Genomic DNA, 21,500 nt, shown 5'->3' on the forward strand with positions numbered 1-21,500 from the left:
AGGTATTGACCTTCGAGCGGCAAAACCTGCGTAGCGGCCGCTTGCCTGCCTGCGGTTTTTCATTCGTCGTCGGCGGGCGTTTTGGCTGGTAGTATTGCCGGTCGTTTTGTCAGGAGTCTGTCCCGTGATCACTTCCCGCCTGCGCACCTTGCGCGACCATATCCGCTGGGCTGTCAGCCGCTTTCATGGGGAGGATCTGTTCTTCGGCCATGGCACCGACAATGCCTGGGACGAGGCCCGCCAACTGGTGCTCGGTGCCTTGCACCTGCCTTGGGAAATTGCCGACAGCTACCTGGACTGCGCGCTGGAAGAGGACGAGCTGGCCCATCTGCAGCACCTGCTCAAGCGCCGTATCGAAGAGCGTGTGCCCACGGCCTACCTGTTGGGCGAGGCCTGGTTCTGCGGCATGTCGTTCATTGTCGATGAGCGGGTGCTGATTCCCCGTTCACCCATTGGCGAACTGATCGAAAAACGCTTTGAACCCTGGCTGGGCAACGAGCCGGCGCGGATTCTCGACTTGTGTACCGGCTCCGGTTGCATCGGTATCGCCTGCGCCTACGAGTTCCGCGACGCCGAAGTGGTGCTGGCCGACCTGTCCTTCGAAGCGCTGGAAGTGGCCAACCAGAACATCGAGCGTCACGGCGTCGACGAGCGAGTGTTCACCGTGCAGGGCGATGGCTTCGATGGCTTGCCGGGACAGCGCTTCGACTTGATCGTGTCCAACCCGCCTTATGTCGATGCCGAAGACTTTGCCGACATGCCGGACGAATACCAGCATGAACCCGAGCTGGGCCTGGCTTGCGGCGACGATGGCCTGAACCTGGTGCGCCGCATGCTGGCCGAAGCCGCTGATCATCTGACCGAGAAGGGCTTGCTGATCGTCGAAGTGGGCAACAGTCAGGTTCATGTCGAGGCGCTGTACCCCGAAGTCGACTTCGCCTGGCTCGACTTCGAGCGCGGCGGTCACGGCGTGTTCATGCTCACGGCGGAGCAGTGCCGCGAGCATCAGGCACTCTTTGCTTCGCGCGTTTGAGTGATGAGCGGCCCGCGTAAGGCGGGCCTTGAGCAATCAGTGGGTGCGACTCAGCGGTGCGTCGCAATCCAGATCAGCAGCCCCGCCTGGAAGACCGCGAAGGCCACCAGGCAGGTGATGGTGAAGCGCAGGCCGGTGTCTTCACGTTTGTACTTGGTGACTTTCTCTTCCTGCTTGCGCAGATTGACTTCCAGCTCTTCCAGGTTCTGCTCGGCCTGCTGGAGCATCTGCGCCGCTTCCAGAATTTCCACGAACTGCAGTTTCTCGGTGTTCCACTGGCTCAGCAACTCGCCGACCTGGACATCCTTGACGCTGCCCTTGAGGTGCTGGGCATCGGCATACACCACGTCGAAGCCCTGGATGCGCAACACATGGTCGCGACGCAGGCGAGTGTGTTCATTGAGGGCGTCCTTGTTGGCGAGGTCGAAGCCGTCCACCCGGTAGTGCGGCCACTTCTTCTGTGCCCACTGCGCGGCCTGGGCCAGCAGGAAGCGCCCGATGCCCCGGTTCAGCGGTTCGATCTGCAACCCGCCCTCGGGCTCGAAGTACACCCGGCGGGCCTCGTGTTCGACCCAGACATCCAGATGATTCTGTTCCTTGCGCACTCGCTGACCGGGCAGGCGGACAGTCATGCGCAGCAGGCTGTGCTCTTTGTTGTTGCGTTCGGCATAACCGAACTCGACAAAGCGCAAAGGTCGCACACCGGTGGCGCGATCGGTTTGCAGGGGCGCCAGGCGCAGCATCTTGTGATGTTCGGCCTGCACATCCGCCCACGGCAACGGCGGCGCTTCCGGGGCGGCGGCTTCTTGCTCGGAGGCGGGTGAATTCGGGGTATCAGTCATAACGGCAAGTCCTGTCCAATCGCTGCGCGCCGACAGCAATCGAACGGCCGGCAAAGACTTATCGGCCGTTTCTTTCAGGACTGGAGGGTAAAAACAGCCTAACGGGTGTGAAGTCCGTCAATAAAACTGATGATCGACCGGCCCAGTTCTGCCGCCAGGGGCAGTTGCGGGTCCTTGTAGGACGCCAGTTGGCGCTTGAGATCATTGGGCACGATGCGCATGACGTGGTTCATGCCGTCGATCAGGGTCAATTGGGCGTCCGGTTTCGCCGCCTTGAGCACCCGGGCGTCGTCGACGCTGACCTGGATGTCGTTGCTGCCCTGAATGATCAGCGCCGGCATTTTCAAGCGGGCGAAGGCGGCGGCCGGGTCTTCGCGGAACAGGGTGATCAGATAGGGCTGCACGCTGGGGCGGAAGATCACTTGCAGGGCCGGCGGCACATCGGTGTCCACCTGGCCGGCCTTGAGGCTGTCCAGCAGTTCGTTGCTGCGCACCATCAGCGCCGGCGGCAGGCGATAGCTCAATTGCTGGCGCAGCACCTGATCCACGGGGCGGGCGGTACCGGAGATGGAGATCACCCCGGCGGCATCCAGTTGCGGTGCGGCGAGGCTGGCGATCAGCGCGCCCTCGCTGTGGCCCAGCACGATCAATTGGCCCAGGCGCGGGTCGGCCTTGAGCTGCTTGCCCCAGGCCACAGCGTCGGCCACATAGGCATCAAGCGTCAGGTTGCGTTCATCCGGGGTTGCCGCGAGGCTGGCCGCCACACCGCGCTTGTCGTAGCGCACGCTGGCGATGTTGTGCTTGGCCAGGACCCAGGCCAGGCGCTTGAGGCTGTCGTTGCGTCCGCCGTCGGGATTGTTGCCGTCGCGGTCGGTGGGACCCGAGCCGGAAATGATCAGCACCACCGGCACCGGCTGTTCGGACTTGGGCAGCAGCAACGAGCCATACAGCTCGCCGTGGCCGGTATCCAGGCTGACTGGGCGTTGCAGGACGGCGGCCTGGACCAGGCCGGTGAACAGGGAAAGGCTCAAGAGAAGGGCTCGCAGCATCATCACGCCATCATGGATAAGGTGCCGTTTGGACTCAGGCAGCGGCAGAAGGTTCGAGGATGAACTAGTTGGGTAGCCTGCGTATACTTGCGCCCTTCAGTAATCCTGATCGAGTTATTTCGGCTGATTTCACGGAGCTCCCCGCATGTCCGGCAATACCTACGGCAAGCTGTTCACTGTCACCACCGCGGGCGAAAGCCATGGCCCGGCGTTGGTCGCCATTGTCGACGGCTGCCCGCCGGGTCTTGAGCTGTCCCTGGAGGATTTGCAGCGTGATCTGGACCGGCGCAAGCCCGGCACCAGCCGTCACACCACCCAGCGCCAGGAGCCCGACGAAGTCGAGATCCTTTCCGGGGTGTTCGAGGGCAAGACCACCGGCTGTTCCATTGGCCTGCTGATCCGCAACACCGACCAGAAGTCCAAGGACTACTCGGCGATCAAGGATCTGTTTCGTCCGGCGCATGCCGACTACACCTATCACCACAAGTACGGCATCCGCGACTACCGTGGCGGCGGTCGCAGCTCGGCCCGGGAAACCGCCATGCGCGTGGCGGCCGGTGCCATTGCCAAGAAGTACCTGGCCAGCCAGGGCATCGTGATCCGTGGCTACATGAGCCAGCTGGGCCCGATCGAGATTCCCTTCAAGACCTGGGAATCGGTGGAAGACAACGCCTTCTTCAGTCCCGATCCGGACAAGGTTCCGGAGCTGGAGGCCTACATGGACCAATTGCGCCGGGATCAGGATTCGGTGGGAGCGAAGATCACCGTGGTCGCCGAAGGCGTGATGCCGGGCCTGGGCGAGCCGATCTTCGATCGCCTGGATGCTGAGCTGGCCCACGCGTTGATGAGCATCAATGCGGTCAAGGGCGTGGAAATCGGCGCCGGTTTCGCCAGCGTCGCCCAGCGTGGGACCGAGCACCGTGACGAGCTGACCCCGCAAGGGTTTCTCAGCAATAACGCCGGCGGCATCCTGGGCGGTATTTCCTCGGGGCAGCCGATCATTGCCCACCTGGCGCTCAAGCCGACGTCCAGCATCACCACCCCAGGGCGCTCCATCGATGTCGATGGCAATCCTCAGGACGTGATCACCAAGGGCCGCCATGACCCATGCGTGGGGATTCGCGCCACGCCGATCGCTGAAGCAATGATGGCCATCGTGCTGATGGATCACCTGCTGCGTCATCGCGGCCAGAATGCCGACGTGCGCGTCAGCACGCCGGTACTGGGTCAGCTGTAATGGCGGTTCTGCCAGTCGCCACGGCCTGATGGCCGGGGCGGCGCTGCCGTACTGGCGGCTTTCCAGTTTCTACCTGTTCTACTTCGCCCTGCTGGGGTCGACCGCGCCGTTCCTGGCGCTGTATTTCGATCATTTGGGTTTTTCCAGCGCGCGGATCGGCGAGCTGGTGGCCATTCCCATGCTCATGCGTTGCGTGGCGCCCAACTTGTGGGGCTGGCTCGGTGATTACACCGGCCGGCGCCTGGCAATCGTGCGTTTTGGCGCAATCTGCACCCTGATCTGTTTCTCCCTGATCTTCGTCAGCAAGAGCTACGCCTGGCTGGCCATGGTCATGGCTTTGCACGCCTTCTTCTGGCACGCGGTACTGCCGCAGTTCGAGGTGATCACCCTGGCGCACTTGCACGGGCAGGCCTCTCGCTACAGCCAGATCCGTCTCTGGGGCTCCATCGGTTTCATTCTGACGGTGGTGGTGCTGGGTCGCCTGTTCGAATGGCTGAGCCTGGATATCTATCCGCTGGCCTTGGTGATGATCATGGGAGGGATCGTGCTCAGCAGCCTGTGGGTGCCCAATGCCCGCCCCCTGGTGCAGGGGCCGCGACTGGCCGGGGACGGATTTCTCAAGCAGTTGCGCGGTCCCGGTGTGCTGGCGTTCTACCTGTGCGTGGCGTTGATGCAGATGAGCCACGGGCCGTACTACACCTTCCTGACCCTGCACCTGGAACGCCTGGGCTATACACGCGGCCTGATCGGCATGCTCTGGGCCCTGGGAGTGGTGGCCGAGGTGCTGATGTTCCTGGCCATGAGCTGGATTCTCGCGCGGTTTTCCGTGCGTCGGGTGCTGTTGGCGAGTTTTCTGTTGGCGGCGCTGCGCTGGTTGCTGTTGGGCAGTCTGGCGGAGCATCTCTGGGTGCTGTTGTTGGCCCAGGTGCTGCACGCGGCGACCTTCGGCAGTTTTCACGCCGCGGCCATTCATTTTGTCCAGCGCAGTTTCGGTGCGCGCCAGCAAGGTCAGGGGCAGGCGTTGTATGCCGCGCTGGCGGGAACCGGTGGCGCCTTGGGGGCCTTGTATGCCGGCTACAGCTGGAACGCCCTGGGCGCCACATTGACCTTTAGTATTGCCAGCGTCGCCGCCATGGCCGCAGCCGTTATCATTGCCACCCGCATGCAAGAGGAGTTGCCGTCATGAGCAGCCTGTCCGTCTACCACGTATCCAGCCCGGACCTGCCGAACAAGGTTCTGACCCATTTCGACGATATCGCGGCGACCCTGGCCGAGCAGGGCATTCGCTTCGAACGCTGGTCCGCCGCCACGCGCATCGAGCCGGGCGCCAGTCAGCAGGAGGTGATCGAGGCCTATCGGGAGCAGGTCGACCGGTTGATGACCGAGCAGGGCTATCTCAGCGTCGATGTGATCAGTCTCAATCGCGACCACCCAGAAAAAGCCGAGCTGCGCGCCCGTTTTCTCGACGAGCATCGCCATGGCGAGGATGAGGTGCGATTTTTCGTGGCCGGACGCGGTCTGTTTTCCCTGCACATCGACGACTATGTCTACGCCGTGCTCTGTGAAAGAAACGACCTGATTTCGCTGCCTGCGGGCACCGCACATTGGTTTGACATGGGCGCGGAACCACACCTGGTGGCCATCCGCCTGTTCAGTAGCCCACAAGGCTGGGCCGCCCAACCGACCGGCGACGCGATCGCCAGCCAGTTCCCGCGCCTGGAAGACTAGGGACGCTGGGCGCAACGGCAACCGGCCGGTCCCACGCAAGGTGGGCCGGCCAGTCGAAGAACGGCGGCAGGCTTACGCGCTGTGGTAGGTCGGCAAGGCAAAGCGGTTCTGGCTTTGCAGCAGGGAAATCTGTGGCAGCTCACTGGCCTGTTCGGCCAAATCCCGACGAATCGCGCTGATGACCCACGACAGTTGGTCGGCGGCATGCAGCTGCGCGTAGGAAATCGAACGCTTGAACTGTTTGCCTTCGCTGTTGCGCAGGGTCAACAGGATGCCGCCGTCGGGACGAGGTTGGGTGGTGACTTCGAAGTTGGAGAACAGGGAGGAGAATTTTTCTTGGATCAGGCTCATGTCTATCAGCTCCGTTGGCTCTTGAATGGCAAGCGTGAACGGATAGTTGCAGCGATTGTGCCAGCACTGTCGTTTTTAAAACTCCTTTAAAATCAATCACTTATATTTTTCAGCGTAATCGTGATTCGTGCAAATTGCATGAAAGGCCATCGTGCATCCTGCATTTTGCAGGTTCGCGGCGGGGCAGGGCAGGCGTAGCTACAGGGCTGTGACCACAGGCTCCGGCGGAAAATTCAATCGCTGGTGCAGGGGTTGCGAGGCTCGGCAGAACGCCGCGGGCGAGATACAAAAGTTTGCAAAAACTCCATGTACAGTCCGGCGACGGCTGACGTATTTTCCAGCCAGTCGCGCCGTTTCAAACCGGCCTTGGCACTTTGCCGAAGACCTTTGCGAGGCGTGTCTGTGACATGGAATGGTTGTGGTGCGATCCAGCGATCCAGCCCGCCAGATAATAAAAATACCAGGACGCCCTCCATGAACGCTCCCACCGTACCGATGCCGGTGCTGTCAGCAGCGCTGCACTCGTTGTTTTTCCGTCCCGTCCCGGGAGCCATCCTCCCTCTCCGCTTGCCCGTTGCCGACACCAGGGGCGCAGCGCCCGGTTGAGCCTTGTTCCAGGCCTTGTCACGTCCGACCCGTGTGGTCGGGGCACAGACTTTTGTCTTCGAAGCGGAGCAAGCATGAACAAGCACAATAGCGACATGATCACCTGGGGCATGATGCTGCGTAAGCTGCCCTCCATTGCCAGGGCGTTGCCGCGGGTGGTGCGCGGCGTCAAGGCGGGCAACATCGACAAGCCTGATCAGGCCTGTGGCCTGGGCTGGAGTTTCGAGCAGGCGACCCGGCGCAATCCCGATGGGCCGGCCTTGTTGTGCGGCGAGCGGGTTCTCAGCTATTCCCAGGTCAATCAGTGGGCCAACCGTATCGCCGCCTACCTGCACGACCGGGGCATCGGCAAGGGCGATGTGCTGGCGATCTTCATCGAGAACCGCCCGGAACTGCTGGTCACGGTGCTGGCGGTGGCCAAGCTCGGCGGGATCTGCGCCATGCTCAACACCGCTCAGACCCACAACGTGCTGGCGCATAGCCTGCAGCTGGTGAAACCGGCGGGCATCATGCTGGGCGGTGAGTTGCTGGCGGCTTATGAAGCGGTGCGCGAGCAGGTGGGGATCGATCCGCAGCGCACCTGGTTCGTGGCCGACCAGGATACCCTCGCCGATCCGGGCAGTGCCCCGGACGGGATGTTCAACCTGATGCGCGAGAGTGCCGCTTATCCCGCGGACAATCTGCAGCAGACTCAGCAGATCTTCTTCAATGATCCCTGCTTCTACATCTATACCTCCGGCACCACCGGCCTGCCCAAGGCGGGGATCTTCAAGCATGGGCGCTGGATGCGCACATCCGCCGGTTTCGGCACCATCGCCCTGGATATGCGGCCCGACGACGTGGTGTATTGCACCTTGCCGCTGTACCACGCCACCGGATTGTGCGTGTGCTGGGGCTCGGCCATCACCGGTGCCTCGGGGTTCGCCATTCGCCGCAAGTTCAGCGCCAGTCAGTTCTGGGATGATGCGCGCCGCTACAAGGCGACGACCCTGGGCTACGTCGGTGAGTTGTGCCGCTACCTGATCGATCAGCCAAGCAATGCGCGGGACACCGAGCATGGTGTGCTGAAGATGATCGGCAACGGCCTGCGCCCGGGAGTGTGGAGCGAGTTCAAGCAGCGTTTCGGCGTCGGTCATGTCTGTGAGCTGTACGCAGCCAGCGACGGCAATATCGGTTTCAGCAATATCCTCAACTTTGACAACACCGTGGGGTTTTCCCTGATTCCCTGGGCGTTGGTGGAATACGCCCACGACACCGGGGCGCCATTGCGCAATAGCCAGGGCTTCATGCAGAAGGTCGCCAAGGGCGGTCAGGGCCTGCTGTTGGCGAAGATCGACGACAAGGCGCCGCTGGATGGCTACACCGATCCGGAGAAGAACCTCAAGGTGATCCTCAAGGATGTGTTCGAGAAGGGCGATTGCTACTTCAACACCGGCGATTTGCTGCGCGACATCGGTTTTGGCCATGCGCAGTTCGTCGATCGGCTGGGGGACACCTATCGCTGGAAAGGCGAGAACGTTTCCACCACTGAAGTGGAGAATATTCTCCTGGGCCATCCACAGATTGCCGAAGTGGTGGCCTATGGCGTTGAAATCCACAACACCAACGGCCGGGCGGGGATGGTGGCGATCACGCCGGCGCAGTCCCTGGCGACCCTGGATTTCAGCGAATTGCTGCAATTTGCCAGGCAGCAGTTGCCGGCCTATGCCGTGCCGTTGTTTCTGCGGATCAAGGTGAAGATGGACACCACCGGCACGTTCAAATACCAGAAAAGCCGCCTCAAGGAGCAGGCATTCGATCTGGAGCAGGTGGCCGATGATCCGGTCTATGCCTGGTTGCCGGGGTCGGACACCTACGTGCGGCTGACCCCGCCGATTCTGGCGGACATTCAGGCCGGACGTCTGCGTTATTGATTCTGTCTATGGCGGTTCTTGGGAAAAAAGGGATGACAGGCCGCGGCCGGCTTGGGGAAACTAGCGCCTTTCCGATTTGCCGAACCTGGAGTTTCCGATGACCGACAAAAGCCGCCAGATGACTGAGGAAGAGGCCGCCCAGTTTGTCGAACAGGTATTCAATGTGGCCCGTCAGGGTGACGCACAGATGCTCGACAAGCTGGCGGCCAATGGCCTGCCGGTCAACCTGCGCAATCACAAAGGGGACACCTTGCTGATGCTGGCTGCCTATCACGGGCATGTGGACGCCGTGCAGGTGCTGCTCAAGCACCAGGCCGATCCCGAGATCCGCAACGACAATGGCCAGAGTCCGATCGCCGGCGCCGCCTTCAAGGGCGACCTGGCGGTGGTCAAGGCCCTGGTGGAGGGCGGCGCGCAAGTGGAAGGCTCGTCCTTTGACGGGCGTACCGCGCTGATGATGGCGGCGATGTTCAACCGCACGGAAATCGTCAGCTACCTGATCAGCCAGGGCGCCGATCCCAAGGCTCGCGACAGCAATGGCGTGAGTGCCCTGGAAGCCGCCAAGACCATGGGTGCGCAGGACACGACCGCACAGCTGGAAAAACTCCTGGCCTGAGCCGTCAAGGTCCGAGGGGGCGAGGGCGCCAGGCCCTTGTCACAGGCGTAGGTCTGGGCGCGCACTTTAGGCTATCCTTCGCGCCCTCGAATTTCCTTGCCTTCAGGATGTCCCCATGAAAACCGCCCTTATCGAACTCATCAGCAAAATCAGCTCCGGGTGCATGGGCGACGCCGAAATCCAGCGGATCGCCGACGAAGCGGCCCAGGCCTACGCCGATCCCCAGGCGTTCCTGGCGGCCAACCCGGACATCAACTATGACGACAGCTTTCCCATTCCCCTGGGCGAGTGGGTGGTGGTCGGCAGCCTGCCGGATACCGTGCTGTTTCAGGCCGACACTTATGTCGACCTGTTCGCACAGATCGTCGCGTCCTTCGGCAAGGACGTGCCTTTCAATATCAAGCCCAAGCAACTGGCGAAGATCGAAGCCTTGATGGCCTTGAACCGCATCCAGATCCAGATGGGCAGCATGAACCCGGAAAACGGTGGCTATGTGCTGATGAATTTCAGCCAGTTGCTGGATGACGAGCTGCAGATGGTGCTGGTCTACGGCAATGACCTGCCGCGAGTGCTGGAGCTGTGTGCTGAAGTCGGTATCGCCGCGGCGCCGGCCCTGGAAGCCCTGAAGATTGCCGTGCACGCCTGAATCGCGGCTCCCCGCGCAATACAGCGGAACCCCGAAGGCGGGCGGCTATCCTAAAGAGGCACACCATCATTTGGGAGCGACACCATGGGTTCCACCTTCAATGGCCTGATTGGCCTGATCATTCTGGCCCTGGATATCTGGGCCATCATCAACGTGCTGAAAAGTGGCGCCGAAACCGGGATGAAGATCCTGTGGGTGCTGTTGATCCTCTTCCTGCCGGTTTTGGGGTTGATCATCTGGGCCATCGCCGGGCCGCGAGGCAACGTGCGGCTCTGACCTGCGAAGGTTGCAAGATCGATAAAAGGGCCGTCAGGCCCTTTTTGTGTGACTAAACATGCGTTGGACGAAATTTTCACAAAGCCTCAAAGACAATTCGCCAGCGTTTTTCCAGGGGTGTAAATCCCTGCAATCTGTTGTTCCAGAGCCGCAGTGGCTGGGCTTGTCGGTAGTGCCCACTAATCAATGGCAATGCCTTCAGTGATCGTGCAACATCTGCGCACCGCGTAATCCCCGTCGCCCTGGCGACAAAAAGAGGGCAGAACGCCGCTTTTTCTTTGCAACTTAAACTTCCAATGGGTCCTAAAACGACATGGCAAACTCGGATGCCCTGAGTCAGCAGCGATCCTCGAATCGCCTGCTGCAACCGACCGTTAAATCCCATCTGGCCTACACGCTGCTGTGTGCGCTGGTCGTGATGGTGATGCTCTCTTTGTTGCGCGTTGCGCTGCTGATCTACAACCGCGAGATGATTCTCGACACCCCGGCTTCGACCTTCCTTGAGGCGTTCGCCAATGGGCTGCGTTTTGACCTGCGGCTGGTGGTCTATCTCAGTGTGCCGCTGATCCTCGCGCTGATCAGTGCCCGGGCCATGGCGGCGCGCGGACTGTTGCGCTTCTGGCTGACGCTGACCTCCAGCATCGCGCTGTTCCTCGGCCTGATGGAGATGGACTTCTACCGTGAATTCCACCAGCGCCTCAACGGTCTGGTCTTTCAGTACGTCAAGGAAGATCCGAAGACCGTAATGAGCATGCTCTGGTACGGTTTCCCGGTGGTTCGCTACCTGTTGGCCTGGGCTGTGGGGACCTGGATTCTCAGCCTGGCATTCAAGGGCGCTGACCGCGCTACCCGGCCTCGTGGCCCGTTCAGCGGGGGCAATGTCGGCACTCGGCAGATTGCGCCCTGGTATGCGCGCATCGCGGTGTTCGTGGTCTGCCTGCTGATCTGTGTGGTCGCCGCTCGTGGCACCCTGCGTCAGGGTCCGCCGATGCGTTGGGGTGACGTCTACACCACCGAATCGAACTTCGCCAACCAATTGGGCCTCAACGGCACCCTGCAGTTGATGGCGGCCGCCAAGGATCGCCTGTCCGAAGACCGCAACAATATCTGGAAGGCGACCCTGCCTCAGCCACTGGCTCAGCAGACCGTGCGCGACATGTTGCTGGTGCCCAACGACAAGCTGGTGGATGCGGACATCGCCGCCGTGCGCCGTAACTACACGCCGGATGCGGACAAGACCCTGCCGATCAAGAACGTCGTGGTGATCCTGATGGAAAGCTTCGCCGGGCACTCGGTCGGGGCGCTGGAGCGTCCGGGTCAGATCACCCCCTATTTCGACAAGCTGTCGAAGGAAGGCCTGCTGTTCGATCGCTTCTTCTCCAATGGCACCCATACCCACCAGGGCATGTTCGCCACCATGGCTTGCTTCCCCAACCTGCCGGGCTTCGAATACCTGATGCAGACCCCGGAAGGCAGCCACAAGCTGTCCGGCTTGCCGCAGTTGCTCAGTGCTCGCAAGTACGACGATGTGTATGTCTATAACGGTGATTTCGCCTGGGACAACCAGTCGGGGTTCTTTGGCAACCAGGGCATGACCAACTTCGTCGGCCGCAACGACTTCGTCAATCCGGTGTTCTCCGACCCGACCTGGGGCGTGTCCGACCAAGACATGTTCAACCGTGGCCTGGAAGAGTTGAAGGCCCGTGATGGCAAGGGGCCGTTCTACGCCCTGCTGCAAACCCTGTCCAACCACACCCCTTATGCGTTGCCGACGCCACTGCCAGTGGAGAAGGTCACCGACCGCGGCAGCCTCAACGAGCACCTGACCGCCATGCGCTACTCCGACTGGGCCCTGGGCCAGTTCTTCGAGAAGGCGCGCAAGGAGCCGTACTTCAAGGAAACGCTGTTTGTCGTGGTCGGCGACCACGGTTTTGGCAATGAGCAACAGATCACCGAAATGGACCTGGGCCGTTTCAACGTGCCGATGCTGATGATTGCACCCGGTATCCAGGAGAAGTTCGGCCAGCGCGACCACACCGTGGGCACGCAGATCGATATCGTGCCGACCATCATGGGCCGCCTCGGTGGCGATGTGTTGCACCAGTGCTGGGGGCGTGACCTGCTCAACCTGCCCGAAGGCGACAAGGGCTTTGGCGTGATCAAGCCGTCGGGCAGCGATCAGACCGTGGCGCTGCTGACGGCGGACCGGGTGCTGGTATTGCCCAAGGAAATGCCGCCCAGACTGTACAAGTACGAACTGGGTGCAACCCCTGGCGGCGAGCTGATTTCCGGAGCCGCCGATGAGGCGCAACTCAAGCAGAAGCTGGAGTCGTTCCTCCAGACTGCGACCAAGAGTCTGATCGACAACACGGCCGGCGTGGTCAACGGCAAGCCGGATTGATCGTTGGACTTGCCGCTATCTGGGCAAGGTTGAACTGAAAAAACACCCCATCTGGGGTGTTTTTTTTTGCCTGCTGACAGGCCCTGACCGCCCAGGGCTTTTAAGGTGTTTCCTACTTTTCTTGGGAAAAATTCCCATGTGACTAGTCGATTTCTTGGTTGATTGCGGGAAGTTTCTTGTCTTTTAGGATTCATCTGATGTTAGCCAATACAACAGACTGTAATGATCGCATCCGCTTCGGCCCGGACGGATACGTACAGCACTCCAGATGTGGCACGCAGCATTGATTCTTGAATGGTGTGGTCGGCATTACGTCACGACTATTGGTAAATGGAGAGTTAAATGAAAAGGTCTTGGTGGGTAGCGGGTCTGGCATCTTGTCTGTCTCTGGCAGTAAGCAATGCTTATGCACATGATGTGCAACTGAACTTTCAAGGTAAAGTCACAGAGTCAACGTGTGCAGTGTCAAGTGCATCCGATGTCAACCTTAATAGTGTCAGTACCAACGCTTTTAAGGGCGCTGGTGATGTTGCGGGCATGAAGATTTTTAGTGTCAACGTTACTGGGTGTGATGCTACTAAAATCCGCGGGAAGTTTAATGCTCCAATCAGCGACTTAGACCTTTCTTCCGGGGCACTGCTTAATGCCGAGCCCGGTGGATCTACGGTGAAAATACAAGTGCTGGACCAAGACTATGCACCTATCAATCTAGCTCGGGCTCACATGGAAGATCCTATGCAACCCGCTTTGGCTGATGCATCAGGCGCATCCTTTAACTTCTACGCGCAATACCTTGCTGGCGCTGAGCCGGTTACAGCAGGTGATGTTAAAGCCAAATTGATGTTTGATCTTGTATATGAGTGAAACAAAAAACAGCTCAATTTTTTAATTTATATGTGAGCGTAGTCAAAGCCTTGAAGCGCAAGCTTCAAGGCTTAACGTTTTTGAGCGATTCAACCCATGTCCTGCCGTTTACTTTTGCGACTGTTTTGTTGTGGCATGTTTCTGTGGTGGTCCATCTCTGCACAAGCCAGCGTAGTGATTGACGCAACGCGGCTTATCTATGCGGCCAAAGAGCGCGAAGTCTCCCTTAGGCTCAGCAATCAAGGGCAACAAGCGGCGCTGGTACAAGCCTGGATCGACGATGGTAATCCGGATGCAAAGCCCGATGACGTAGATGTACCGTTTGTGGTAATGCCGCCCATGGTGCGTATCAACCCTGACAAGGGCCAGTCTTTGCGCATTGCCTATAGCTCCTCATCAAGCGTGCCAAAGGATCGTGAGTCGGTGTTCTGGCTTAATGTACTGGATGTGCCGCCATTGCCTTCCGCGCAGCTCAGCAACCATATGCAGCTGGCATTTCGCACGCGTATCAAGTTGTTTTTCCGGCCTGTCGATCTACCAGGTAGTGCAACTGAAAGTGCAGAAAAATTGCACTGGAATCTGTTGAGGTCCGGTAAGAAAACTCTGCTGCAGGTGCGCAATGACGGGGCCTTTCATGTGTCTTTTAATTCGGTGGAGGTGAAACTCAACGACGGTAGTAGTTTAAAGGTTGAAAGTAAAATGATTGCGCCCAAGACGTCTGCTGAATTCGTTATCGAGAAGGCACTTAGTGCCTCGGATGTCAACGCTAGTGTTGTTTATGAATGGATCAATGATTACGGCTCCAATGTGCGTAATGAAGCCAAGCTGCAATTCTAGAAACGTCTTAAACCGGTTTTTATTGGCTGTATCGCTCACTACTTGCTGAAGCCGAGGTTGTTGTCTTGGTATTTAAGTAACGGAACTATCGTGCTGATTTTACGGGCGGGCGAGATGAGTGCTTTGTCAGGACCTGTTTTTTATATGGCTCGTACTCTTGTCTACTTGAGTAAATTCACTGTTGTGCGTGATGTTTTTATTTTGGCAAGTACGGCACTTGTGTCGTGGATGGTGAGTGATCTCTGTGAGGCTGAAGAACTGATTCGCTTCAATCCGGCATTTTTTGGCAACAATCGTGGAGAAACGCTGGATCTGTCCAGTTATGAACAAGGCAATACGCTGACGCCCGGTACCTATCGCCTTGATCTGTATCTCAACCAGAACCGCGTGGGGACTGAAGAAATCCTGTTCAAGACCTCGGCCGATGGCTCGAAGGTCGAGCCTTGTCTGCCACCGGCTTTGCTGGAGCAGCTTGGCGTTGATTTCACTCGGCTGCCCGAGGATCAGGCCGCCCTGGCTCGGGCGGCCGAGTGCCTGCGGCCCGATGAAATCGTGCCTCAGGGGCGTCTGGAAGTGGACATGGCCGACTTGCGCGCCGATCTTTCCATTCCTCAGCTGTACCTGAGCCGGACCAAGCGCGGTTATGTATCTCCCAAAGAATGGGATGCGGGGGTCAATGCAGGCTTTCTCGGCTACAGCAACAACCTGTCCGAGAATCGTAGCAACGGACAACGCAGTCGGCAGTTCTATAGCGGCCTGAACACGGGGCTGAACCTCGGCCAGTGGCGTCTGCGACACAATGGCTCCTACAGCTACGATGGCCAGTCAGGTTCTGGCCGTCGCAGTCAATACAACGCCTTGAGTAGCTATGTGCAGCGCGATATCACTGCGGCCCAGGCCCAACTGACCCTGGGCGAGTTCTATACCCCCGGCAATCTGTTCGACAGTTTTTCCTTTACCGGCATACAACTGAGCAGCGATGAGCGCATGTTGCCTGATTCGATGCGCGGGTTTGCGCCTGTGGTGCGTGGCGTCGCCGATACCACCGCCAAGGTCAGCGTGCGCCAGGGGCAGAATCTGTTGTATGAAACCACGGTGTCTCCCGGGCCATTTGCCATTGACGATCTGAACAGCGCCGGTTACGCCGGTGACCTCAATGTCACCATCACCGAGGCCGATGGGCGGACCAAAAGTTTTGTGGTGCCTTATGCCTCGATGGCCCAGCTACTGCGTCCCGGCAGCTCGCGCTTCAGCTTGAGCGCCGGACGCTACCGCGATGACAGCCTTGATAGCCTGCCCGGTTTTGTCCAGGGAATCTATCAGCACGGCTTGTCCAACCTGTGGACCGCTTATGGCGGCAGTCTCCTGGCTCAGGACTATCAAGCCTGGCAGGGGGGGGCGGCCTTGAGCACTGCTTTGGGGGCGGTGGCAATGGACCTGACCCATTCCCAGGCTTCAGGCTTGAGTGATGCGCCTGCCGGTGGCCGCGCGCAATTGAGCGGTCGCAGCCTGCGCTTGTCCTACAACAAACTGATTGAAACCACCTCCACCAACTTCAGCGTGGCGGCCTACCGGTTTTCCAGCGAGGGCTATCTGAACTTCGACGATTACGCTCGCCTGCAGGACAGCCCGTCGCAAAACCTGTCGTTCAAGCAACGCAGTCGGCTGCAGTTGAGCCTGAGCCAGCCGATAGGCGAACGCCTGGGGCAACTGAACTTTTCCGGTTTGGCGCAAAACTACTGGAATCGCGATCAGGGACGGGATCTGAGCTATCAGGTGGGTTACTCCAACAGCTTCAACTGGGGGAGCTTCAGTTTCAGCGCCAGCCGTACCCGCAGCGGTGGCGGCAGCATGGACAATCAGTATCTGCTGAGTATCAGCTTGCCCCTGGGACGCAGCCGCTACTCACCCTACCTGAGCTCGTCCATCAGTTACGACGGCAGGGGCAATCACGGCGTCAATACTTCCTTGAGCGGCAATCTCGGCGAAAACGCCCAGGTCGGTTACAGCCTCTACGGTTCACGTGACCGTTATGAGGGGCAGGGCAACAGCAACTATGGCGGGAACCTGCGTTATGACGCGGCCCATGCCAATTACAACCTGGGCGCCAGCCGCGGACAGAACTATCAGCAAGCCAACTTTGCCATGCAAGGCACTCTGGTCGCGCACCCGGGAGGCATCAACGCAACCTCGGGTCAGGGCGAAACCATGGCCGTGCTCGAAGCCGCCGGGGCCAAGGGCGCTCAAGTGCTCAGCAACGCGACTACCCGAATCGCTGATAACGGCTATGCGGTGGTGACGGGGTTGACGCCTTACCGACGCAACGACATGGCCCTAGACCCCAAAGGCACGTCCCGGGATGTCGAGCTGGAGATGACCTCGCAGCAGGTCGCCCCGCGTGCGGGCGCCGTGGTCATGTTGCGTTATCCGACCGTGGTGGGGCGGGCGATGCTGCTCAAACTGGTGCGCGACGATGGCGAGATGATCCCCCTGGGGGCGCAAGTCCTGGGGCCTGCGGGTGAAGTCTTGACTCAGGTCGGACAGGGCGGCCGAACCTTTGTCCGAGGGCTGGAAGGTCAGGGCCAGTTGTTGATTCAGTGGGGAGCTGGGCAGAGCTGCCTCGCGTCGTATCGCATGCCCAGCGATCCCTCCCCGAACGACGACTACTACCAGCAACTGGAGTTGCCCTGCCTTACGGGCAGCCGAAACTTAAACAGGTAGGTAATGGATGAACATCAACGTCCTGCTAAACAACCGATGGTCCTTGGTCGCGTGGTTTCTGTTGACGGCTCTGCACGGCAATCAGGTGTGGGCCAACACATGCACCGGAAATCCACTGTCGACGCACTTCACCAGTGCCGACTTCGCCATGCTCAAGCCTCCTCGCGACATTCCGGTGGGCAGCACTATCCTGGTCAAGGAAATTGACCAGGGTAAAACGACCATGAACTGTAGCGGTGATGGGCTCTGGTTTGACTACGGTTTTGTCGGGGGCGCCACCAAGACGGCCTATGAACATGTCTATCAGACCGGAGTACCGGGGATTGGCATGCGGATTTACTGGTACAACGAGGGTGGGGTGTACATGGAGTGGCCCAGGTTCGAGCGTCGGCTGAACCCCACTACGTATACACCACCGCATAAGTTCAAGTTGGAACTGGTCAAGACTGGCCCCATCAGCTCCGGAAAGTTCCTCGACCACAAGATCAGGATTTATTACCACAACCAATTGAGCAATGAGATCTTGTTCAATAACGTGTCTTACAACGCTCAGCGCAGTGGTTGTAGTGTCCTCCGTCCGGTGCAAACGGTCATCATGCCTTCTGTCCCGTTGAGCAAGTTCGCTAAGGATGAACTTGTGTTTGGCCCTAAGTCGTTCGCGATTGATCTTAAGTGTGACAAAGGGGTCAAGGTGGCCTATGTCATTGATGGGGTCATCTACAATGGGCATGTTTTGCTTAATAGCCAAGATGAGGGCATGGCCAAGGGCGTGGGGTTGATTCTGGTACAAGGTGATGCCAGCAGCCAGGTTATTCAAAAACTTGGGACCCGGACGGAATTCAAGACTACGCAAACTACAGTCGATGACGAAATGCTCAGCTTACCGTTAACCGTCTTTTACGTGAATTTCGGTCCGAAAGTGACGGCTGGCTATGTTCGGAGCAATGCCATGGTGACGTTCATGTATGAATGAACGGAGATTTTTCCTTGATGGGTGAACGGCGCCAAGCGTCCTGTTGATCAGGACGCTTTTTGCTTCAGACAGCCGACGATAAAGCTGTTTTGCTGATTCAAATCCTGCCCAGCAGCAATAACACCAAGAGCACCACCAGCACGACACCGATGATTCCCGAAGGGCCATAACCCCAACTTCTGGAGTGGGGGAATACCGGCAGGCCGCCAATCAGCAGCAAAATCAGAATAACAATCAGAATGGTGCCCATGGTGGTTTCCTTAAATTGAAGAGTGTTGAACAACGCGGTTGTTCAAAGACAACTTGGCTTTATGCATAAAGCCAGGCGCTTAATAAATCCGACTCTGCGCCTATCGAGAAAATTCCAATTTTTTAATGCACTGCGCCGCCATGGTTATTTCCTTTGCGTCTGTCATGGGTTGCGCCGCGCTGGCGCGCCAGTGTCCACCCGGCCAGCGGTTTGCCCGGGGCATTCAGCATTCTGATGGTGCGTGGGTGGCGCAGGGGCCTTCGCTACACTGCGGCCCATCTTCCCCGGAACAACAAGGCAACTCTTATGCAAAATCGCATGATGATCACTGGCGCCGGCTCCGGCCTGGGTCGCGAAATCGCTTTGCGCTGGGCCCGCGATGGCTGGCGGCTGGCCTTGTCCGATGTCAGCGAGGCGGGCCTGCAGGAAACCCTGAAGCTGGTACGCGCCGCCGGTGGCGACGGCTTCGTGCAGCGCTGCGATGTGCGTGACTACAGCCAGCTGACTGCCTTCGCCCAGGCTTGCGAAGTGAAGTTCGGCGGCATCGACATCATCGTCAACAACGCTGGCGTGGCGTCCGGCGGGTTCTTCAGCGAGCTGTCCCTGGAGGATTGGGACTGGCAGATCGCGATCAACCTGATGGGCGTGGTCAAGGGCTGCAAGGCCTTTCTGCCGCTGCTGGAACAGAGCAAGGGCAAGATCATCAACATCGCCTCCATGGCCGCCTTGATGCAGGGCCCGGCCATGAGCAACTACAACGTGGCCAAGGCCGGAGTGGTGGCGCTGTCCGAGAGCCTGCTGGTCGAGCTGGCGCAGCAGGAAATCGGCGTGCACGTGGTCTGTCCGTCGTTCTTCCAGACCAACCTGCTGGACTCTTTCCGTGGTCCGACCCCGGCGATGAAGGCCCAGGTGGGCAAATTGCTGGAAAGTTCGCCGATTACCGCCGCCCAGATTGCCGATTACATCCACACCCAGGTCAATGCTGGCCAGTTCATGATCCTGCCCCACGAACAAGGGCGCATGGCCTGGGCCCTGAAGCAGAAAAACCCTCAGGCGCTGTACGACGAAATGACCCTGATGGCCGACAAGATGCGCGCCAAGGCCAAACAAGGCGCCCACTGAGCTTGCTCCACCGCCATGGCCTCGTTAGGGTTGCCGGCACCTGGCAATCCTGACGAGACCTTGCATGCTCAATTACCTGTGGTTCTTCCTCGCCGCGCTGTTTGAAATCGCCGGCTGCTATGCCTTCTGGATGTGGCTGCGCCAGGGCAAGAGCGCCTTGTGGGTGATTCCCGCCCTGATCAGCCTGACCCTGTTCGCCCTGTTGCTGACCAAAGTCGAAGCCACTTACGCCGGGCGCGCCTACGCCGCCTACGGTGGCATCTACATCGTTGCGTCGATTGGCTGGCTGGCGGTGGTGGAGCGGGTGCGGCCCCTGGGCTCGGACTGGCTGGGGCTGGCACTGTGTGTGATCGGGGCCAGTGTGATTCTGTTTGGCCCGCGCTTTTCCAACGGTTGAGCATCCCGGCCCAAGGGCTTGGGCCGGTCCAGGCATCAGTCGAACAATTCCTTGGGCACATCGTGCTTGAGCATCAACTGGCACTGCTCGCTGTCGGGGTCGAAAACGATCACCGCCTGGCCCTTGCTCAGGGCCTGACGCACCCGCAGCACGCGGGTTTCCAGAGGCGTCTCGTCGCCGTTGTCGGTGCCCTCGCGGGTGACGAAGTCTTCGATCAGACGGGTCAGGGTGTCGACTTCAAGTTGCTCGTGGGGAATCAGCATGGGGGGCCTCCGAAAAACAATCCCGGATGCTACTGCGCCCGGGGGCGTGCCGCCAGTTGTAGCGCGCACAAACCCCGGGTCGCGGTTCAAGACTTGTTGCCCACCAGGCTGTCCACCGAGGGCACCCGAGTGTCGCTCTCCATCTGCGTGTCGTGTTCCAGCTGATGACTGAAGCGGTCCAGGGAGCCCTGGGCCGGCTGTGCATCGCTGGCGAACACCGGCGGGCTGAGGATATAGGCGCTGAGCAAGCGGCTGAGTGCCGCCAGGCTGTCGATATGGGTGCGCTCGTAGCCGTGGGTGGCGTCGCAACCAAAGGCCAGCAGGGCGGTGCGGATGTCATGGCCGGCGGTGACGGCCGAGTGGGCGTCGCTGAAGTAGTAGCGGAACAGGTCGCGGCGCACCGGCAGTTCGTGCTCGGCGGCCAGACGCAGCAGGTGCCGGGACAGGTGATAGTCGTAAGGGCCGCCGGAGTCCTGCATGGCCACGCTCACCGCATGCTCGCTGGAGTGCTGGCCCGGGGCGACCGGGGCGATGTCGATGCCGACGAACTCGCTGACGTCCCAGGGCAGGGCCGCCGCCGCACCGCTGCCGGTTTCCTCGGTGATGGTGAACAGCGGGTGGCAGTCGATCATCAAGCTTTCACCGCTGTCGACGATGGCCTTGAGCGCCGCCAGCAGGGCGGCGACGCCGGCCTTGTCATCCAGGTGCCGGGCGCTGATGTGGCCGCTTTCGGTGAACTCCGGCAAGGGGTCGAAGGCGACAAAGTCGCCCACGCCTATGCCTAAGGATTCGCAGTCGGCGCGGGTGGTGCAGTAGGCGTCCAGGCGCAGTTCGATGTGGTCCCAACTGATGGGCAGCTCATCCACCGCGGTGTTGAAGGCGTGGCCGGAGGCCATCAGCGGCAGCACGCTGCCGCGCAGCACGCCGTTGTCGGTGAACAGGCTGACCCGGCTGCCCTCGGCGAAGCGGCTGGACCAGCAGCCCACCGGGGCCAGGGTCAGGCGGCCATTGTCTTTCACCGTACGGACGCTGGCACCGATGGTGTCCAGGTGCGCCGAGACGGCCCGGTCGGGGCTGTTCTTCTGGCCCTTGAGGGTGGCGCGGATGGTGCCGCGCCGGGTCAGTTCGAAGGGGATGCCCAGTTCTTCCAGGCGTTCGGCGACGTAGCGCACGATGGTGTCGGTAAAGCCGGTGGGGCTGGGAATGGCGAGCATTTCCAGGAGGACTTTCTGCAGGTAGGCGAGGTCCGGTTGGGGAATCGGGCGGGTCATGGAAACTCCTGATGAAAAAAGGCCATCGATGGTTTCGATGAGGGCATGGATGGAGGGCCTGGGGGCGCCTTCGCTGGCGAGCCAGCTCCTACCAATGGGGCAGG

The 21,500-nt window shown here is 59.9% G+C and carries 22 protein-coding genes; 15 read left to right on the forward strand and 7 right to left on the reverse strand.

What is annotated here, in order from left to right:
• The first annotated feature begins 124 nt into the window (after nucleotides 1-124).
• Nucleotides 125-1,033, forward strand: coding sequence for a 50S ribosomal protein L3 N(5)-glutamine methyltransferase (gene prmB, locus GGI48_RS24160; RefSeq protein ID WP_016962780.1), 909 nt, complete (start codon nucleotides 125-127; stop codon nucleotides 1,031-1,033).
• A 50-nt stretch (nucleotides 1,034-1,083) separates the two neighbouring features.
• Here prmB and GGI48_RS24165 read toward each other — a convergent pair whose 3' ends face one another.
• Together GGI48_RS24165 and GGI48_RS24170 are read right to left on the reverse strand one after the other, a co-directional pair.
• Nucleotides 1,084-1,875, reverse strand: a complete 792-nt coding sequence (locus GGI48_RS24165; RefSeq protein WP_103739901.1) for a hypothetical protein — start codon at nucleotides 1,873-1,875, stop codon at nucleotides 1,084-1,086.
• A 98-nt stretch (nucleotides 1,876-1,973) separates the two neighbouring features.
• Nucleotides 1,974-2,927 carry an alpha/beta hydrolase gene (locus GGI48_RS24170; protein WP_047305656.1) on the reverse strand — a complete coding sequence of 318 codons (954 nt, stop codon included), beginning with the start codon at nucleotides 2,925-2,927 and terminating at the stop codon, nucleotides 1,974-1,976.
• 142 nt (nucleotides 2,928-3,069) lie between these two features.
• On the opposite strand from GGI48_RS24170, the gene aroC reads away from it, so the two are divergent.
• Genes aroC through GGI48_RS24185 form a run of 3 tightly spaced genes read left to right on the forward strand, consistent with a single transcriptional unit; the run spans nucleotide 3,070 to nucleotide 5,889 of the window.
• Nucleotides 3,070-4,161, forward strand: a complete 1,092-nt coding sequence (gene aroC / locus GGI48_RS24175) for a chorismate synthase (RefSeq protein ID WP_047305582.1) — start codon at nucleotides 3,070-3,072, stop codon at nucleotides 4,159-4,161.
• Nucleotides 4,162-4,189: 28 nt separating this feature from the next.
• Nucleotides 4,190-5,347: an MFS transporter gene (locus tag GGI48_RS24180; protein ID WP_179602107.1), complete on the forward strand. Its 1,158-nt coding sequence runs from the start codon at nucleotides 4,190-4,192 to the stop codon at nucleotides 5,345-5,347.
• Nucleotides 5,344-5,889 carry a 1,2-dihydroxy-3-keto-5-methylthiopentene dioxygenase gene (locus GGI48_RS24185; RefSeq protein WP_179600364.1) on the forward strand — a complete coding sequence of 182 codons (546 nt, stop codon included), beginning with the start codon at nucleotides 5,344-5,346 and terminating at the stop codon, nucleotides 5,887-5,889. The genes GGI48_RS24180 and GGI48_RS24185 overlap by 4 nt, the downstream gene beginning before the upstream one ends.
• 72 nt (nucleotides 5,890-5,961) lie before the next feature.
• On the opposite strand, the gene GGI48_RS24190 is transcribed toward GGI48_RS24185, so the two are convergent.
• The gene (locus tag GGI48_RS24190) at nucleotides 5,962-6,240 is read right to left on the reverse strand and encodes a DUF3509 domain-containing protein (protein WP_016964127.1); all 279 of its coding nucleotides are present in this window, start codon (nucleotides 6,238-6,240) and stop codon (nucleotides 5,962-5,964) included.
• 233 nt (nucleotides 6,241-6,473) lie between these two features.
• A complete protein-coding gene (locus GGI48_RS24195; RefSeq protein ID WP_179600365.1) occupies nucleotides 6,474-6,794 on the reverse strand; it encodes a hypothetical protein in 321 nt (106 codons plus the stop codon).
• A 126-nt stretch (nucleotides 6,795-6,920) separates the two neighbouring features.
• Here GGI48_RS24195 and GGI48_RS24200 point away from each other — a divergent pair, with 126 nt between their 5' ends.
• The 9 genes from GGI48_RS24200 (at nucleotide 6,921) to GGI48_RS24240 (ending at nucleotide 18,093) form a co-directional block, all read left to right on the forward strand.
• On the forward strand, nucleotides 6,921-8,759 hold the full coding sequence (locus GGI48_RS24200; RefSeq protein ID WP_016964126.1) for a long-chain-acyl-CoA synthetase: 1,839 nt from the start codon (nucleotides 6,921-6,923) through the stop codon (nucleotides 8,757-8,759).
• Between the two features lie 97 nt (nucleotides 8,760-8,856).
• Nucleotides 8,857-9,375 (forward strand): ankyrin repeat domain-containing protein, encoded by a 519-nt coding sequence (locus GGI48_RS24205; RefSeq protein WP_016964125.1) that lies wholly within the window; start codon nucleotides 8,857-8,859, stop codon nucleotides 9,373-9,375.
• Between the two features lie 115 nt (nucleotides 9,376-9,490).
• Nucleotides 9,491-10,021 carry a hypothetical protein gene (locus GGI48_RS24210; protein ID WP_179600367.1) on the forward strand — a complete coding sequence of 177 codons (531 nt, stop codon included), beginning with the start codon at nucleotides 9,491-9,493 and terminating at the stop codon, nucleotides 10,019-10,021.
• Nucleotides 10,022-10,105: 84 nt separating this feature from the next.
• Nucleotides 10,106-10,297, forward strand: coding sequence for a PLDc N-terminal domain-containing protein (locus tag GGI48_RS24215; protein WP_047305577.1), 192 nt, complete (start codon nucleotides 10,106-10,108; stop codon nucleotides 10,295-10,297).
• 313 nt (nucleotides 10,298-10,610) lie between these two features.
• Nucleotides 10,611-12,698, forward strand: coding sequence for an LTA synthase family protein (locus GGI48_RS24220; protein WP_179600369.1), 2,088 nt, complete (start codon nucleotides 10,611-10,613; stop codon nucleotides 12,696-12,698).
• Between the two features lie 342 nt (nucleotides 12,699-13,040).
• The gene (locus GGI48_RS24225; protein WP_179600371.1) at nucleotides 13,041-13,562 is read left to right on the forward strand and encodes a fimbrial protein; all 522 of its coding nucleotides are present in this window, start codon (nucleotides 13,041-13,043) and stop codon (nucleotides 13,560-13,562) included.
• A 96-nt stretch (nucleotides 13,563-13,658) separates the two neighbouring features.
• A complete protein-coding gene (locus GGI48_RS24230; protein ID WP_218872814.1) occupies nucleotides 13,659-14,399 on the forward strand; it encodes a fimbria/pilus periplasmic chaperone in 741 nt (246 codons plus the stop codon).
• 42 nt (nucleotides 14,400-14,441) lie between these two features.
• Nucleotides 14,442-17,120: a fimbria/pilus outer membrane usher protein gene (locus tag GGI48_RS24235; protein WP_260620526.1), complete on the forward strand. Its 2,679-nt coding sequence runs from the start codon at nucleotides 14,442-14,444 to the stop codon at nucleotides 17,118-17,120.
• Between the two features lie 7 nt (nucleotides 17,121-17,127).
• Nucleotides 17,128-18,093: a fimbrial protein gene (locus tag GGI48_RS24240; protein WP_179600374.1), complete on the forward strand. Its 966-nt coding sequence runs from the start codon at nucleotides 17,128-17,130 to the stop codon at nucleotides 18,091-18,093.
• Between the two features lie 97 nt (nucleotides 18,094-18,190).
• Here GGI48_RS24240 and GGI48_RS24245 read toward each other — a convergent pair whose 3' ends face one another.
• Entirely contained in the window at nucleotides 18,191-18,343 is a 153-nt protein-coding gene (locus GGI48_RS24245; RefSeq protein ID WP_007945780.1) for a DUF3309 family protein, read from the reverse strand.
• 306 nt (nucleotides 18,344-18,649) lie between these two features.
• Between GGI48_RS24245 and GGI48_RS24250 the strand changes: the two genes are divergently transcribed.
• Both GGI48_RS24250 and GGI48_RS24255 read left to right on the forward strand, forming a co-directional pair.
• Nucleotides 18,650-19,465 (forward strand): SDR family oxidoreductase, encoded by an 816-nt coding sequence (locus GGI48_RS24250; RefSeq protein WP_016964116.1) that lies wholly within the window; start codon nucleotides 18,650-18,652, stop codon nucleotides 19,463-19,465.
• Nucleotides 19,466-19,529: 64 nt separating this feature from the next.
• Entirely contained in the window at nucleotides 19,530-19,862 is a 333-nt protein-coding gene (locus tag GGI48_RS24255; RefSeq protein ID WP_016964115.1) for a YnfA family protein, read from the forward strand.
• A gap of 35 nt (nucleotides 19,863-19,897) precedes the next feature.
• On the opposite strand, the gene GGI48_RS24260 is transcribed toward GGI48_RS24255, so the two are convergent.
• Together GGI48_RS24260 and GGI48_RS24265 are read right to left on the reverse strand one after the other, a co-directional pair.
• Nucleotides 19,898-20,125, reverse strand: a complete 228-nt coding sequence (locus GGI48_RS24260) for a YheU family protein (protein WP_016964114.1) — start codon at nucleotides 20,123-20,125, stop codon at nucleotides 19,898-19,900.
• Nucleotides 20,126-20,211: 86 nt separating this feature from the next.
• Nucleotides 20,212-21,396, reverse strand: a complete 1,185-nt coding sequence (locus GGI48_RS24265; protein ID WP_179600376.1) for an osmoprotectant NAGGN system M42 family peptidase — start codon at nucleotides 21,394-21,396, stop codon at nucleotides 20,212-20,214.
• Nucleotides 21,397-21,500 lie beyond the last annotated feature (104 nt).

Origin of the sequence: Pseudomonas protegens, from assembly GCF_013407925.2 — a bacterium.
GTDB classification, from domain to species: Bacteria; Pseudomonadota; Gammaproteobacteria; order Pseudomonadales; family Pseudomonadaceae; genus Aquipseudomonas; species Aquipseudomonas fluorescens_AP.

Coding starts and splice junctions, on each gene's coding strand:
- GGI48_RS24165 (WP_103739901.1), bottom strand. CDS start 1,875: ATGACTGATACCCCGAATTCACCCGCCTCCGAGCAAGAAGCCGCCGCC.
- GGI48_RS24170 (WP_047305656.1), bottom strand. CDS start 2,927: ATGATGCTGCGAGCCCTTCTCTTGAGCCTTTCCCTGTTCACCGGCCTG.
- aroC (WP_047305582.1), top strand. CDS start 3,070: ATGTCCGGCAATACCTACGGCAAGCTGTTCACTGTCACCACCGCGGGC.
- GGI48_RS24180 (WP_179602107.1), top strand. CDS start 4,190: ATGGCCGGGGCGGCGCTGCCGTACTGGCGGCTTTCCAGTTTCTACCTG.
- GGI48_RS24185 (WP_179600364.1), top strand. CDS start 5,344: ATGAGCAGCCTGTCCGTCTACCACGTATCCAGCCCGGACCTGCCGAAC.
- GGI48_RS24190 (WP_016964127.1), bottom strand. CDS start 6,240: ATGAGCCTGATCCAAGAAAAATTCTCCTCCCTGTTCTCCAACTTCGAA.
- GGI48_RS24195 (WP_179600365.1), bottom strand. CDS start 6,794: ATGGCTCCCGGGACGGGACGGAAAAACAACGAGTGCAGCGCTGCTGAC.
- GGI48_RS24200 (WP_016964126.1), top strand. CDS start 6,921: ATGAACAAGCACAATAGCGACATGATCACCTGGGGCATGATGCTGCGT.
- GGI48_RS24205 (WP_016964125.1), top strand. CDS start 8,857: ATGACCGACAAAAGCCGCCAGATGACTGAGGAAGAGGCCGCCCAGTTT.
- GGI48_RS24210 (WP_179600367.1), top strand. CDS start 9,491: ATGAAAACCGCCCTTATCGAACTCATCAGCAAAATCAGCTCCGGGTGC.
- GGI48_RS24215 (WP_047305577.1), top strand. CDS start 10,106: ATGGGTTCCACCTTCAATGGCCTGATTGGCCTGATCATTCTGGCCCTG.
- GGI48_RS24220 (WP_179600369.1), top strand. CDS start 10,611: ATGGCAAACTCGGATGCCCTGAGTCAGCAGCGATCCTCGAATCGCCTG.
- GGI48_RS24225 (WP_179600371.1), top strand. CDS start 13,041: ATGAAAAGGTCTTGGTGGGTAGCGGGTCTGGCATCTTGTCTGTCTCTG.
- GGI48_RS24230 (WP_218872814.1), top strand. CDS start 13,659: ATGTCCTGCCGTTTACTTTTGCGACTGTTTTGTTGTGGCATGTTTCTG.
- GGI48_RS24240 (WP_179600374.1), top strand. CDS start 17,128: ATGAACATCAACGTCCTGCTAAACAACCGATGGTCCTTGGTCGCGTGG.
- GGI48_RS24245 (WP_007945780.1), bottom strand. CDS start 18,343: ATGGGCACCATTCTGATTGTTATTCTGATTTTGCTGCTGATTGGCGGC.
- GGI48_RS24250 (WP_016964116.1), top strand. CDS start 18,650: ATGCAAAATCGCATGATGATCACTGGCGCCGGCTCCGGCCTGGGTCGC.
- GGI48_RS24255 (WP_016964115.1), top strand. CDS start 19,530: ATGCTCAATTACCTGTGGTTCTTCCTCGCCGCGCTGTTTGAAATCGCC.
- GGI48_RS24260 (WP_016964114.1), bottom strand. CDS start 20,125: ATGCTGATTCCCCACGAGCAACTTGAAGTCGACACCCTGACCCGTCTG.
- GGI48_RS24265 (WP_179600376.1), bottom strand. CDS start 21,396: ATGACCCGCCCGATTCCCCAACCGGACCTCGCCTACCTGCAGAAAGTC.